The organism is Roseibium sp. (assembly GCF_965229775.1).
GTDB lineage: Bacteria > Pseudomonadota > Alphaproteobacteria > Rhizobiales > Stappiaceae > Roseibium.
The window spans coordinates 4,246,240-4,259,969 of sequence record NZ_OZ245929.1 but is presented as its reverse complement, the minus strand read 5'-3'; the positions used below and the strand labels follow the sequence as shown (position 1 = coordinate 4,259,969).

The following is a 13,730-nucleotide window of genomic DNA, read 5'->3' as shown; positions in this document are numbered from 1 at the left end:
GTTAGCCGCGTAGACAAGCCGTCAATCCGGAGGGACGCCTTCGGGAACGGAGAGACCGATGAGTGTACGCAGCCTGTGCCTGGCGATCCTGTCTTTCGGCGACGCGACCGGATACGAGATCCGCAAGGAGTCCACCGACGGACGGTTCAGCTATTTCGATGACGCCAGTTTCGGTTCAATCTATCCCGCACTTGCACGCCTGGAATCGGAGGGGCTCGTTACCGTCCGCGAAGAACCGCAAGCTGGAAAACCTGCCCGGAAGGTTTACTCCATCACGGAGGCGGGCCATGCGGAACTCATCGACTATCTTTGCGAACCGCAGGCTCCCGACACGTTCAAATCCCCGTTTTTGCTGATCGCCCTCAATGCTGCCCAGTTGCCGCCTGACGTCATCCGGCGCGCGCTTGAAAGGCGCAAGGCGCAGGTGCTTGAGGAATTGCGCCTGCTGACGGAATCCGATGAAGAATGCAACCACCCTGGCTCCAACTGGACCAGGAGCTACGGCATCGCCTGCATGAATTGCACGCTGGCCTACCTTGAAGAACACGGAAATGCGCTCGTGAAGATTGCAGAAGACGCGGCAAAGCCTGTGTCGGACGCCGCCGAGTAAGTTTGAGTTTCGGAGTGAAGACCCATGAAAGTTAAGTTGTCCTATATCATGGCGGTGGGCCTTGCCGCAGGCATAGGCTACTGGATGTCGGGCGGCACCGTTGTCGTCGGCGGTGTCGGCGACGGCGAGAATGCAGTGCCGCCGCCGGCGGAACGCGTTGCCGAAAACGCAGACACCACGTTCCGGGTGCAGGTTCTGAAGCTGACGGCACAGGACCGCCAGGCCATTCTGGAAGTCCGCGGACGCACCGAGGCGGAGGCCAAGGTTGCCGTCATGTCGGAGACAAAGGACGACGTGGTCCGGCGCCCTGCACGCGAAGGGGCACGTGTTGCCGCCGGCGATGTGCTGTGCGAGCTGGATCGCGGCTCGCGCGAAGCCGGTGTTCTGGAAGCAAAGGCTCTCCTCGCCCAGGCCGAACTCGACCACTCTGCTGCGACGAAACTTGCCGACAAGGGCTTCACCGCCCAGACCCGGGCGGCTGCGACCCAGGCCGGTCTCGATGCGGCGCGTGCGCGCGTCAAAGAGGCGGAACTGGAGCTTGAGCGCACGGTCATCCGGTCACCGATCGATGGCGTCATCGAAAGCCCGATGGCGGAAATCGGCGCACAGCTGGACAATGGCGGCATTTGCGCGACCGTCGTGAATTCCGATCCGATGATCGCAATCGGCCAGGTCTCCGAACTCAATATCGGCCAGATCTCCATCGGCATGCCGGCTGAAGTCAGGCTCGTCACAGGCGAAACAATGACGGGCAAGGTCCGCTATGTCTCTCCCTCGTCGGAGCCCGACACACGCACGTTCCGCGTCGAGGTCGAGTTGCCGAACCCGGACGGGATTGCGCGCGACGGTGTGACCGCCGTGACACGCCTGGCGTTGCCGGTCGAAAAGGCACACAAGATCTCGCCTGCCATTTTGACCTTGAGCGATGCGGGCATCGTCGGTGTGCGCGCCGTTGTCGAGGACGACAAGACAGCGTTCTACCCGGTCAAGGTGCTCGGCGGCGAAAGCGACGGCCTGTGGGTCGGCGGCCTTCCGGAAGAAGTTACCGTGATCGTGGTCGGACAGGAATATGTCGGTGACGGCGAGACCGTCCAGCCGGTCTTTGAAACTGCGGGGCTCACCCAATGATAAACATGCTTGAAGGCGTCCTGAGACGTCCCAAGACGGTCTTCGTGCTGATGCTGGCGCTCCTGGTTGCTGGGGTGTTCAGCTATATCAGCATTCCCAAGGAAGACAGTCCCGACATCGACGTTCCGGTCTTCTATGTGTCCATCGTTCAACAGGGGATCTCCCCAGAGGACGCCGAAAGGCTTCTCGTGCGCCCGATGGAAACGGAGCTTCGCGGCCTCGACGGCTTGAAGGAAATCACGGCAATCGCTTCGGAAAGCCATGCCGGGATCATTCTGGAATTCGACATCTCCTTCGACAAGGACGAAGCGCTCGCCGATGTCCGCGACAAGGTGGATGCGGCCAAGGGCGAACTGCCCGCGGACGCCGAGGAACCGACCATTTCGGAAACCAACTTCGCGCTGGTTCCGACGATCACGATTGCGCTCTCCGGCAGCGTGCCGGAACGCACGCTCTACCAGCATGCGCGCCGCCTGAAGGATCAGGTCGAGGCGATCGACACCGTGCGCTCGGCCGACCTGACAGGTCACCGGGAAGAACAGCTCGAAGTCCTGATCGATTCGGAAAAACTGGAATCCTACGCCATCACGCAGCAGGAACTCCTGACCTCGCTGTCGAACAACAACCAGCTTGTCCCGGCCGGTTACATCGATGGTGGCCAGGGACGTTTCAACGTCAAGGTTCCGGGCCTCGTCGAGAATGCGCTCGACGTCTATTCCCTGCCGATCAAGCAGGCCGGTGAAGGTGTCGTCACCCTGAGCGATGTCGCCGAGATCCGGCGCACGTTCAAGGATGCCGATTCCTACACGCGCGTGAACGGCAGCCCGGCCATCGCGCTGAACGTCACCAAGCGCATCGGTACCAACATCATCGAGAACAACCTCGCCATCCGCGCGGTTGTCGACGAGGCGACGAAGGACTGGCCCGAGACGATCCAGGTCGATTACATGATCGACATGTCCTCGAACATCTTCGAGGTTCTCGGTTCGCTTCAGTCGTCGATCCTGACGGCGATCTTCCTCGTTATGATCCTGGTTCTTGCGGCCCTTGGCCTGCGTTCGGCCCTGCTTGTCGGTCTCGCGATCCCGACCTCCTTCATGGTCGGCTTCCTGATCCTGTCGGGTCTCGGCTACACCGTGAACATCATGGTCATGTTCGGGCTCGTGCTGACGGTCGGGATGCTCGTCGACGGCGCGATCGTCATGGTCGAATATGCCGACCGCAAGGTCAGCGAGGGCATGGAAGACCGTGAAGCCTATATTCGCGCCGCGCGGTTGATGTTCTGGCCGATCGTCTCCTCGACAGCGACCACGCTCGTTGCGTTCCTGCCCATGCTGCTGTGGCCCGGCGTCGCGGGCGAGTTCATGAGCTACCTGCCGATCATGGTCATCATCGTTCTGACTGCGGCGCTCCTGACCGCGATGGTGTTCCTGCCGGTGACCGGCGGCATCTTCGCGATAGTGACGCACTGGATCGAACGCAGAGCGGCCTTTGTTCTTGCGGTCCTGTTTGGCGCGATCGCCGCTGTTGCGACGCTGGCATCTTTCGGTGCCGCTCCCGGTTCGCCAGGCTTCCTTGAAGCGCTTGCCGCTTCTCCCATGGCTGCACCGGCGGCAGGTGCTGCTGGTCTGGTCACGCTCATCGTTGCCTATCTCATTCTGCGCCCGTTCGTGCGCTGGAGGCGCGAACGCGCGGCAACTCAGGTCGAAGAGGAAAACCGGAAACCTGCCAAGCAATATCGCTCCGTGACCTTTGTCTCGCTGGTCTTCGAAGCAATTGCTGTCGGTTTCGCGGCCTACTTCGCCTATTTCCTGGCGACAACGCGTCCGCCGATCGTCATCGACACGATCAGCTCCGTGTTCGCATCGATCGCGAGTCTCGGGCATCCGTTCACCGTGTTCCTGCATCCGATCGCAGTCAACACCGGGTTCTTCCTGGTTGTCTTCGGGTTCGCGCTCGTTGCCATATGGGCGGCCTACAAGGCCATCTCTCCGCTGGTCCATTCAATTGAGTGGGTATTCGACGGCCTGCGCAAGCGGCTCGGGTTCGGCTCGCGAAACGGAGGCAGCGAAAGCGACAAACCCGAGGAACTCCGGTTCGACACTGGCACGGTCAAGGGCTTTACCGGTCTCTACGTCCGGCACCTGAAACTGCTGGCGGGCAACCCGCTCGGCAATATCCTGACGCTGGTCGCGGTTCTGGGAACCTCCTTCCTGATCTTCACGTCTTTCGCGTCGAACCCGACCGGTGTCGAGTTCTTCGTCGACGAGGAGCCCGACCAGGCCGTCGTCATGGTGTCCGCGCGCGGCAACATGTCCGCCGCGGAATCGCTGGAGATCGTGAAGCAGGTCGAAGCGGAAGTGCTCAAGACGGCCGGCATCCAGAATGTCATCACCTCCGCCTATCCCCCGGGAGGCGGAAGCGGCCCCGATTTCATCGGCGGTGTACAGGACAAGCCGGGCGATCTCATCGGCGAAATGACGCTGGAACTGGCAAAATACTGCTGCCGCCGGAAGGCCTCCGAGATTTTTGCCGAGATCCGCGACAGGTCCGCGGATATCCCCGGCATCCGCGTGGAGACGCGCAAGATCGAGGGCGGTCCTCCGACAGGCAAGGACATCCAGCTTGAGGTCACGTCCACCGATTATGACACCATGGTGGACCAGGTTGCGCGTATCCGGACACATCTGGACACGATGGATCACCTGATCGATCAGGAGGACGACCGTCCCCTGCCCGGGATCGAATGGCAGATCGACATCGACCGTGAACAGGCCGGGCGTTACCAGGCCGGTATCGGCTCGGTCGGCAACATGGTCCAGCTGGTCACCAACGGCGTTCTGATCGGCAACTACCGGCCGACGGATTCCGAGGACGAGGTCGACATCCGCGTCCGGCTTCCCTCCGACGAGCGGACGCTCGACCGCTTCGACCAACTGCGTTTGCAGACACCGCTCGGTCTCGTTCCGATCGCGAACTTCATCGACCGGTCGCCGGAGCCGAAAGTGTCCTCGATCACCCGCCGCGATGGCCTCTATTCGATGATGCTGAAGGCGACCGTCGACAAGACGGCGGTCGATGCGGACGGCAAGCCGCTGACGGTCGACGCAAAGGTCCAGGAACTCAGCGAGTGGCTGGATACCCAGACCTTCCCGGACAATGTCTATCTGCAGTTCCGGGGTGCGGACGAGGACCAGAAGGAATCGGGTGAATTCCTGATGCGGGCCATGATGGCATCGCTGTTCCTGATGTTCCTGATCCTGCTGACCCAGTTCAACTCGTTCTACCAGACCTTCCTGACCCTCTCCACGGTGGTCATGTCGGTGATGGGCGTGTTGCTCGGCATGATGCTGACGGGCCAGAAGTTCTCGATCATCATGACCGGAACCGGGGTCGTGGCGCTTGCCGGGATCGTGGTGAACAACGCGATCGTTCTGATCGATACCTACAACCGCTTCCGGCACGACGGCTTCGATCCGCTCGATGCGATCCTGAAGACGTCCGGTCAGCGTATCCGTCCGATCCTGCTGACAACGGTGACGACGATCGTCGGCCTGGTGCCGATGGCAACCGCCGTCAATCTGGACTTCTTCTCCAAGACGATCGCTGTCGGCGGGATTACCGCGATCTGGTGGATCCAGCTGTCGACAGCAGTCATTTCGGGTCTCGCCTTCTCGACGATCCTGACGCTTATCCTGATCCCGGTCATGATCGCCCTGCCCAACACCTGGGCACGGAGCTACACCGCGACCTGGAACTGGGTTTCGGGCCGCGCGACGGCACGCCGTGAAAGAGCAGCGGCCAGAACAGCGGAAGCCGAAGTCGAACCGGAAACGGATGCGGATCAGGACGTGGAGTGGACCGATCCGGATCTGGAGAAGGAACGTCCGGCCGCCAAGGTTGTCTCGATGCCCAAACCGGCACCGCCCAAGGTGCCGCCGCAGGACGAACAGCCGCTCGCGGCGGAGTGATCCGAGGCCGTACCGGAAAAGATCAAAAGGCCGCGCTCCGCGCGGCCTTTTTCGTTGCTGGATCAACGCGGGCCTGGACCCTGTTTAGGACATCGGCCTTGATCTAGGCTCGCAGTGAAGCCGCTTACCCCGAACGCTTTGCCCATCCTTCGAGACAGCGCTCCCGCGCTTCCTCAGGATGAGGTTTTTCGATGCGTCCGCCACTTTCGTCATCCCGGACGCAGCGCAGCGGAGATCCGGGATCCACTCATTTCCAGAGCGCCGGTCGTTCGACCGAAAGCAGGGCCGCCGCTCCCTGCCCATGACACGCAGTATGCCGCAAAGTAGATTGGGTCCCCGATCAGGTCGGGGATGACACCCGGGGAAGAGGTCAAGGCTATACCTCCACTGTCATCCCGGACGCAGCGCAGCGGAGATCCGGGATCCACTCGTTTCCAGAGCGTTGGTCGTTTGACCGCGAGCAGGGCCGCCGCTCCCTGCCCATGACACGCAGTATGCCGCAAAGTAGATTGGGTCCCCGATCAAATCGGGGATGACACCCGATAGTAGGCCCGTCTCAAGCCCCCACTGTCATCCCGGACGCAGCGCAGCGGAGATCCGGGATCCACTCGTTTCCAGAGCGCCGGTCGTTCGACCGAAAGCAGGGCCGCCGCTCCCTGCCCATGACACGCAGTATGCCGCAAAGTAGATTGGGTCCCCGATCAGGTCGGGGATGACACCCGGGGAAGAGGTCAAGGCTATACCTCCACTGTCATCCCGGACGCAGCGCAGCGGAGATCCGGGATCCACTCGTTTCCAGAGCGCCGGTCGTTCGACCGAAAGCAGGGCCGCCGCTCCCTGCCCATGACACGCAGTATGCCGCAAAGTAGATTGGGTCCCCGATCAAGTCGGGGATGACACTCGGGAGAAGGCGAAGGCAATACCTCCCGAGTGGCACAAACGCATTTTACGCGACCGGGTGACGAGATCGCGCCACGCTCAAGCTCCTTCCATGCCATCACATGTGATATGAAAGCCTGATGGATCATCGATCATTTCTTGCCGGTCTGACGGCGGCGCAGAGAACCGAACTGACGGAAACGTCGGACCGCAAGGGCCTTGCCGCGCTTGCGGTTCATTTCGGGTCGATTGCAATTTTGGGAACATTGATCGTGCTAGAAGTCCCCGGCTGGGCCATGCTGATGATTCCGCAGGGCATCCTGATCATGTTCCTGTTCACCACGCTTCACGAGACCATCCACAGAACCGCTTTCCGGTCGGCGTGGCTCAACGATGTTGTTGCAAGGTTTTGCGGGTTCGTCATCCTGGTGCCGGCGGACTGGTTCCGGTATTTCCATTTCGCCCACCACCGGCATACCCAGGATCCGGAAAACGATCCGGAACTTGCCGGAACAAAGCCTGAGACGTTTTGGCAGTACATCGTTCATGTCAGCGGTCTGCCGACCTGGTGGAGCGAACTGAAAACGCTTATCCGGAACGCCGCGGGCCGCTGCACTGATCCGTTTGTCCCGGCAAACGGCAAGAAAAAAGTCCGGCGTGAGGCGGCACTTTCAATTGTTCTCTATGCAGCGCTGGCCGCACTGTCATTCATGGCGGCGTCGGACGTCCTGCTGTTCGTCTGGATCGTCCCCTGCCTCCTGGGGCAGCCTTTCCTGCGCCTTTATCTTCTTGCCGAACATGGCCGCTGTGCCTTTGTCGCGAACATGCTGGAGAACAGCCGGACGACCTATTCCAACAGGCTTGTCCGCACCCTGGCCTGGAACATGCCCTACCATGCGGAGCATCACAGCTATCCCACGGTTCCGTTTCACAAGCTCCCCGATCTGCACCAGCTCACGAAGGAGCATCTCGGTGCGACCTCCGAAAGCTACCGATCCTTCCACAAGGACTATCTAGGCAGTCTGGAGAACTTGCCCGGCACCGGCTGACCTGCCCAGCTGTTTTCATGTTGTGGATTTCGATTTTTCCCAGCCGTTAAACGTGTCCCGGATCGCTTGCCATTTCCGCGCACCAGTCATATAGTTGCATAATACAACTATATTCAGGTAACCCATGACCGACATCTCAACCTCGCTCGTTCAGGACATCCGCTCCGCCTCCCGTCAGCTTGTCCGGGAGTTCGGGTTTCTCGACAAGACGATCGCGGGCACGGATCTTTCGGGCTCGGGCGTTCACGCGATCATGGAAATCGGGCTGCACCCCGGCGTGACGGCGAAGGATCTGGCAACCCGGCTGAAGCTCGAAAAATCGACGATCAGCCGGCTTCTCAAGGCGCTGGAAATCCGGGGAGACATCCTGCAGACGCGCTCCGAACAGGATGGCCGCGTCTTCGGCCTGAGCCTTACGAATGCCGGCTGGAAAACCTTCGCCGAGATCGACACGTTCGGCGATCAGCAGGCCCGCACGGCCCTGTCGAGGGTTAGAAACGGCTCGGCGCGCTCGATCGCCGATGCCCTGACCACCTACGCCGATGCCCTGGCCGGCTCGGAACAGAGCGCCGGCAAGGCGGGGCACCGCTTTGAGATCCTCGAAGGCTATCAGACAGGAATGATCGGTGACATTGCCGCGCTGCATGCCAGGACACATGGCGCGATCATCGGCATGGGACCGACCTTCGAGAGCGTCGTCTCACAGGCGATGGCCGAGTTCATGCAGCGTGTCGGCAACCCGCTGAACAACAGCTGGAGCATTCTGGAAAACGGCGAGATCATCGGCTCGATCAGCATCGACGGCGAGGACCTGGAAGGCAACGTTGCCCACCTGCGCTGGTTCATCCTGTCGGAGAAGCTTCGCGGCCTCGGCCTTGGCAGGACGCTGCTTCTCAAGGCCCTCGAGCACTGCGACGCACACGGCTTCGACGAGATCCACCTCTGGACCCTGAAGGGTCTCGATGCGGCCCGAAGCCTCTACGAGCGGAACGGCTTCACCCTCGCCGACGAATATGTCGGTGATCAATGGGGCAAGTCGGTCACCGAACAGATGTTCGTCCGCAAACGACGCTGAAACACCGGCTCGGCTTCTCAATCCGACCAAAGAGATGGATCATTCCAGGCATCGGGAACAATCAGGCGTCCGGTCAAGGTGGTGCTGCCGTCATCAAGCCGAACGGACTGCCAGGCGTCCTTCCACTCGGCAGGGATCGGACAGGGTGTTTCGACCAGGTGATCCGGCTTGAAACCGAAACGGGCGTAATAATTCGGATCACCGAGAACAAACACGCAGCCGACAGCCGCTTTCAGCTGATCAAAACCTGACCGCACCAATGCGGAACCGATCCCGCTTCGCTGAAGTCCGGGTGTCACGCAGAGCGGGCCGAGCAAGGCAACGCCATTGTCACCGGGCTCCACCGTGCAGCGCGTGAAAATGACATGCCCGGCAGGTGTCCCGCCGGAAACGGCCAAGAGAGACGTCACCGGTGCAGCGCCACCAAGCAGGTTCGAGACCAGGGGAAACAAGTCTTCGTCCGGAAAGGCGTCGACATAGAGCTGGCGCAGTCGTTCCAGGTCCCGCGTTTCCGTACATCTGAACTCAATTTCGGGCGTCAATCGCTGCTCCCGCGTTTCCCTCGGCGGTCACTTGCCGCCGGACGCCTGAAATACTGCAGGCTTCCCCGCCGGACCTCATTGACACCTGTCAAGCGACGCAGATGCCAAGGCTCACCAGCTCAAGAGGGATCGCCGGAACCGGCGCTTTGCTGCCTGATGGATGAGAGCACCAATGCCAGATGGGCCTTGTGAATTTCAGCCGCGAGTTTTACGTCCCGAAGCGCAATCGCACGGCGGATCATAGAGATCTCGTCAATCAGCGCCTGCACCTGTTCGGCAAAATCCAGTTCGTCCAGGAGCAGAAACCAGAACCTGGCCGACTCGAAGAAAAGTTTCTCGTTTATCTCGCGCAACACGTCATTCTTGACCAGTCCGTGCAGGATCGTATTCAGCTGGATGTTGATCTGAGCGAATTCGCGCTTGTCACGGCTCTCAAGCAACCCGGCGCATACAGCCACCAGCTCCGCAAGCCTCGCCTCAAGCCCATCGGGTATGGGCAGTCTCGCGCTGTCGGAAAGCGCATCCATCAGCCGCATGCGCACCACGTAGACATCCTGCATCCGCTTCAGGTCAATGCTTGTGACGGCAGTGCCCTGCCCGTGCCTGCTTTCTATGAGGCCGTCGCGTTCGAGGCGCTGCAAGACGGCACGCATGGGTGTCCTGCTGACACCGAATTCAGCTGCCAGTTCCCGCTCGTTCAAACGCGATTCCGGCGGATAGTCCAGCATACAGACCCGCATGCGCAGAGTTTCGAAAATGTCTTCTTTCGTCATCGGATACCAGAGCTGCTTTCGTCAATCCGCGTCATGAGGTTGCCGCCGGACAATGTGCCTGAACCGGTAACGGACCCCTGCCTGCTGCAAGCATTGCATGTTCCTTTTCGATAGCGTCAAGTGCCAATTCTCAGGACTGCATTCAGATCCTTCAGAAGCGCGATGACGCTTTGCGGCGTGATCCTGCCGGTTGCCGCATTTTCGGCACTCGGACGGTTCTGGATCTGCATCGTGAAATCGGAACTGTCGGAGGCGACCCGGACCGTGTGCAGGTTTCGGCTCAAGGCCGGGTCCGCCCAAACCTCCATGCGCGTCCGGTCCGGGCCGATCCCGGCAAGGCTGAGCGCGGCTGCCACATTCACGTTTGCCGGAAACGCGCGCGCGACTTCCGTAACCGATCCGGCGAGAATGCAGGTGGCTTCGGAGAGCGTGCTCAAATCCAGTCCCGTCTTTTGAATGTACGGTGCGTTCACCAGACCTGCGACGGGCTTGCGGGTCTCAATCGTGATTGACGTAATGGTGCCCTGGTTGACCGCCTTGATGGCATCCAAACCGAGCATCGCGCCGGAAGGGACGAAAATACGCCCGCCTGCGCTGGAAGCCAGATCAATCAGGTCCTCCCGCCCGAGCAACTGGCTTGCCGACAGGACAACCAGCACCTTGCCGTTTTCAAGAACGGGCCGGGCCAGACTGTCGAAACGCGCCGGCGGCAAGGCTTCTACGACGAGATCGCACGCATCCGCGAGTTCATCGAATGTCATGTTGTGTAGCGGGAGAGATAATTCACGAGCCACCGCCGCAGCCCGCTCGGCGTTCCGGACCGAAATGCCGGCGAGGTCACATCCGGGGATGCCACCTTCGGACAGCGTTCTTGCGACAGCAAGTCCGATCGCTCCCGTCCCGGCGATACCGATTTTCATGCGGCTTTCTCCTGTTCGGCAAAAACATTGGCCCTGATCCCGGTCGCAACAGCCTGATTCCGAGCAGGTTACCTGGCTGCCAGCGTGCGTCGAGTGGCGTGGTTGTGCAACAGGCATCGCCCCAGGGTACGGACCCATTGCCGTATTTGTGCGCCCTGGTTCCAGATGGACGGTTTCATGCAGCCAGCGTGTCCGATGCTGCCACCGGAAACGCGCACTTGCTGCGTGTCTCGGAAGGCAGTTCACCAAACTGTTTGCGGTAGTAGGTCGTGAACCTGCTCCAGTCCCAGAACCCCTCTTCAGCCGCAATGTCTCCGATGCTGGTATCGGCATAGGCTTTGTCATGCAGTTTGCGGCGTGAATTGTTCAGACGAACAATCCGCGCATATTTCGCCGGTCCCATATTAATGAGCTCGGCAAAGGCCTTTTCGATCGAGCGCCGCGAACCAAGCCGCGAGAATTCGCGCGAACTCAAGATTTCCGTTTCCCCGTCATGTGCCAAAAGCGCGTGTCTCACTGCCTGGTAAAACTCAAGTGCGCGCGGCTTCTGATAGGTGAAAAATGCCTGCTTCGACAACCATTCAAAGGTCAGGCCGGTTGCCAGACTCGCCAAGAAACTGTTTCCAAATGCTTGCCGGCGCTCGACACTTCCGGGTAGCTGCGAAGCTTCCAGCGCGACACAGCAGACGTCCTTGAGCCGGTTCGCAAAAAACGTCGTTTTCAGAAACTCACCACGCGCGACCTCGCCATTCAGCCAGTCCGCAATCTCCGGCAGAGCATCCGTTAGTTCGCGAAAAATCCTTTTGCTGACTTTCACGGTCAATTGCGTGCTCTCGGCCGGAGAAATCAGAACGCGCCTGTCTCCGCCGGACTGAAGGAGAACCCAGTCTTTTGCCTTGGTCACACCGTTGTAGGAAAGATCAGGACGCCGCGAGTCGACACACATGCTGAAGGTCAGCGTGTCGTTGTGCAGATCGATCTCCTTTTCGATCGTCTGGTTACACCACGCAAGACAAAACGAGATACCCGGAAAGTTGAGGTCCAACAGCCGGCCAGCAAAATGGCCTTCACCGAGCTGCACAATTCTTGCCGTGTCGGGGCAGCAGGACGTGAATTGTTCCAAATCACGCGTCTCAAGTCCCTGCAATACGGCGTCAAGGGCCTCAGGTTTGCAGGTATCAGTGATTTTGACAGCCATTAGAACCTCCCTTCTCCCGGGCCCTGAGCTGTCCGACGATCAAGGCCATGGCATTCTGCTCCTTCCGTGAGCCCGTTTTCCCGTTTCAAGTTCCGTCTGTTCAGTCCGCGGATTTCACGGCACTCAGAAACTGCTTTGTGCGCTCCCTTTGGGGATTGTCGAAGAGTTCGTCCGGCGTTCCCTGCTCTTCGATCCTCCCGCCGAAAAAGAAGCAGACGCGGTCGGAGATATCGCGCGCAAACCCCATCTGGTGGGTCACCATGAGCATGGTCAGGCTTTGTTCCGAGACGAGCTTTCGGATGACGTTGGTCACTTCTCCGATCACTTCCGGGTCGAGGGCCGACGTGACTTCGTCGAAGAGCATGACCTTGGGACGCATTGCGAGCGCGCGCGCGATCGCGACCCGCTGTTGCTGCCCCCCGGAAAGCCGCGACGGGTGCTGATCGCGTTTTTCGATCATGCCGACCATCTGAAGCAGTTCCTCGGAACGCTCGCGCGCGTCCTGTTTCGTCAATCCAAGGACCTGGACCGGACCCTCCATGCAGTTCTGAAGCGCTGTCATGTGCGGAAACAGATTGAAATGCTGGAAGCACATGCCGATGGGTTCACGAGCCTTGCGAAGGTATCGCCGGTCAGCGGGCACGAGCGTCCCGTTTTTTGCCATGTGCGTGAGCGGCCGGCCATCCACGTAGATCACGCCCTTGTTGATCTGTTCCAGCATCAACATGCGCAAGACCGTCGTTTTGCCGGACCCGGAGGGACCGATGATCGAAACCATTTCGCCTTCGGCAATGTCGAGATTCAGGTCTTCCAGAACGGTCAGCGCACCATATTTCTTGGTGACGTTCATGAACCGGACCATGGGAACATCCGTTCCATCCAGTTCGAGCGGATAGGCATTCAGATTGTCCATCAGTCAATTCCAATCCTGCGGCGCACCCAGTTTTCGAACAGCCTGATCAGGCCTGCTGAAGGCACGGAAATCGCCAGGAAAATGATGCCGACGAGCGTGAACGGTTCCAGGAAACGGTAGTGCTCGGAGCCGATCGCATTGGCGGTGTGCATGAGTTCAGCGACCCCGATGACGGAGAGCATCGGCGTGTCCTTGAATATTCCGACGAGATAGTTGCCCATCCCGGCGACCGAAGGCGGAAGGGCTTGCGGAATGATGACGCGGACATAGGTCTGGCGCATGGACATGCTCAAGGACATGCACGCCTCCCATTGGCCTTTCGGTACGGCTTCAAGCCCGCCCCGGTAGACCTCCGAGAGATACGCGGAATAATGCAGACCAATTGCAATCATTCCCGCGGTCCAGGGATCCAGCCGAATGCCGAATTGCGGTCCGACATAGAACACAAAGAAAATCTGCAGCACGAGTGGCGTGGATCTGATGAACTCGACCGCCTCGCGAACAATCCAGGTCACCGGCCAGACAGGCGTTCGCTGCGCGAGTGCCAGGATCAACCCGAGGATAACTGCGATGGTGTAGCCGGCGCCGGCCGCCATCAGCGTGTTGCCCGTCGCCACAATGAGCCGGGGCAGGATTTCCAAGGCAAAGTCCCATCGCCAGTCGAACATCGCC

Annotated in this window: 11 protein-coding genes; 5 read left to right on the top strand and 6 right to left on the bottom strand. The window is 60.1% G+C overall.

Going from position 1 to position 13,730, the window contains the following annotated elements; translation table 11 throughout:
* The first annotated feature begins 58 nt into the window (after positions 1–58).
* From ACO07N_RS19205 to ACO07N_RS19185, 5 genes are all read left to right on the top strand, one after another.
* The gene (locus tag ACO07N_RS19205; RefSeq protein ID WP_421982565.1) at positions 59–610 is read left to right on the top strand and encodes a PadR family transcriptional regulator; all 552 of its coding nucleotides are present in this window, start codon (positions 59–61) and stop codon (positions 608–610) included.
* 24 nt (positions 611–634) lie between these two features.
* The gene (locus ACO07N_RS19200; protein ID WP_421982564.1) at positions 635–1,738 is read left to right on the top strand and encodes an efflux RND transporter periplasmic adaptor subunit; all 1,104 of its coding nucleotides are present in this window, start codon (positions 635–637) and stop codon (positions 1,736–1,738) included.
* Positions 1,735–5,709, top strand: a complete 3,975-nt coding sequence (locus ACO07N_RS19195) for an efflux RND transporter permease subunit (protein ID WP_421982563.1) — start codon at positions 1,735–1,737, stop codon at positions 5,707–5,709. Before ACO07N_RS19200 ends, ACO07N_RS19195 begins: the two co-directional genes overlap by 4 nt.
* A gap of 1,019 nt (positions 5,710–6,728) precedes the next feature.
* On the top strand, positions 6,729–7,637 hold the full coding sequence (locus ACO07N_RS19190; protein ID WP_421982562.1) for a fatty acid desaturase family protein: 909 nt from the start codon (positions 6,729–6,731) through the stop codon (positions 7,635–7,637).
* A 124-nt stretch (positions 7,638–7,761) separates the two neighbouring features.
* On the top strand, positions 7,762–8,712 hold the full coding sequence (locus ACO07N_RS19185; RefSeq protein WP_421982561.1) for a helix-turn-helix domain-containing GNAT family N-acetyltransferase: 951 nt from the start codon (positions 7,762–7,764) through the stop codon (positions 8,710–8,712).
* A 17-nt stretch (positions 8,713–8,729) separates the two neighbouring features.
* On the opposite strand, the gene ACO07N_RS19180 is transcribed toward ACO07N_RS19185, so the two are convergent.
* From ACO07N_RS19180 to ehuD, 6 genes are all read right to left on the bottom strand, one after another.
* Entirely contained in the window at positions 8,730–9,254 is a 525-nt protein-coding gene (locus ACO07N_RS19180; RefSeq protein WP_421982560.1) for a GNAT family N-acetyltransferase, read from the bottom strand.
* Between the two features lie 119 nt (positions 9,255–9,373).
* A complete protein-coding gene (locus tag ACO07N_RS19175; RefSeq protein WP_421982559.1) occupies positions 9,374–10,027 on the bottom strand; it encodes a GntR family transcriptional regulator in 654 nt (217 codons plus the stop codon).
* A gap of 116 nt (positions 10,028–10,143) precedes the next feature.
* Complete coding sequence (locus tag ACO07N_RS19170; protein ID WP_421982558.1) at positions 10,144–11,064, bottom strand: aspartate dehydrogenase; 921 nt, start codon at positions 11,062–11,064, stop codon at positions 10,144–10,146.
* Positions 11,065–11,122: 58 nt separating this feature from the next.
* Positions 11,123–12,145: a helix-turn-helix domain-containing protein gene (locus ACO07N_RS19165; protein ID WP_421982557.1), complete on the bottom strand. Its 1,023-nt coding sequence runs from the start codon at positions 12,143–12,145 to the stop codon at positions 11,123–11,125.
* A gap of 100 nt (positions 12,146–12,245) precedes the next feature.
* On the bottom strand, positions 12,246–13,058 hold the full coding sequence (gene ehuA / locus ACO07N_RS19160; protein ID WP_421982556.1) for an ectoine/hydroxyectoine ABC transporter ATP-binding protein EhuA: 813 nt from the start codon (positions 13,056–13,058) through the stop codon (positions 12,246–12,248).
* Entirely contained in the window at positions 13,058–13,726 is a 669-nt protein-coding gene (ehuD, locus tag ACO07N_RS19155; protein ID WP_421982555.1) for an ectoine/hydroxyectoine ABC transporter permease subunit EhuD, read from the bottom strand. The genes ehuA and ehuD overlap by 1 nt, the downstream gene beginning before the upstream one ends.
* Positions 13,727–13,730: the final 4 nt, after the last annotated feature.

What these genes read in the sequence shown, in the direction of transcription:
- ACO07N_RS19205 (WP_421982565.1), top strand. Translation starts at nt 59, where the DNA reads ATGAGTGTACGCAGCCTGTGCCTGGCGATCCTGTCTTTCGGCGACGCG.
- ACO07N_RS19200 (WP_421982564.1), top strand. Translation starts at nt 635, where the DNA reads ATGAAAGTTAAGTTGTCCTATATCATGGCGGTGGGCCTTGCCGCAGGC.
- ACO07N_RS19195 (WP_421982563.1), top strand. Translation starts at nt 1,735, where the DNA reads ATGATAAACATGCTTGAAGGCGTCCTGAGACGTCCCAAGACGGTCTTC.
- ACO07N_RS19190 (WP_421982562.1), top strand. Translation starts at nt 6,729, where the DNA reads ATGGATCATCGATCATTTCTTGCCGGTCTGACGGCGGCGCAGAGAACC.
- ACO07N_RS19185 (WP_421982561.1), top strand. Translation starts at nt 7,762, where the DNA reads ATGACCGACATCTCAACCTCGCTCGTTCAGGACATCCGCTCCGCCTCC.
- ACO07N_RS19175 (WP_421982559.1), bottom strand. Translation starts at nt 10,027, where the DNA reads ATGACGAAAGAAGACATTTTCGAAACTCTGCGCATGCGGGTCTGTATG.
- ACO07N_RS19170 (WP_421982558.1), bottom strand. Translation starts at nt 11,064, where the DNA reads ATGCCTGTTGCACAACCACGCCACTCGACGCACGCTGGCAGCCAGGTA.
- ACO07N_RS19165 (WP_421982557.1), bottom strand. Translation starts at nt 12,145, where the DNA reads ATGGCTGTCAAAATCACTGATACCTGCAAACCTGAGGCCCTTGACGCC.
- ehuA (WP_421982556.1), bottom strand. Translation starts at nt 13,058, where the DNA reads ATGGACAATCTGAATGCCTATCCGCTCGAACTGGATGGAACGGATGTT.
- ehuD (WP_421982555.1), bottom strand. Translation starts at nt 13,726, where the DNA reads ATGTTCGACTGGCGATGGGACTTTGCCTTGGAAATCCTGCCCCGGCTC.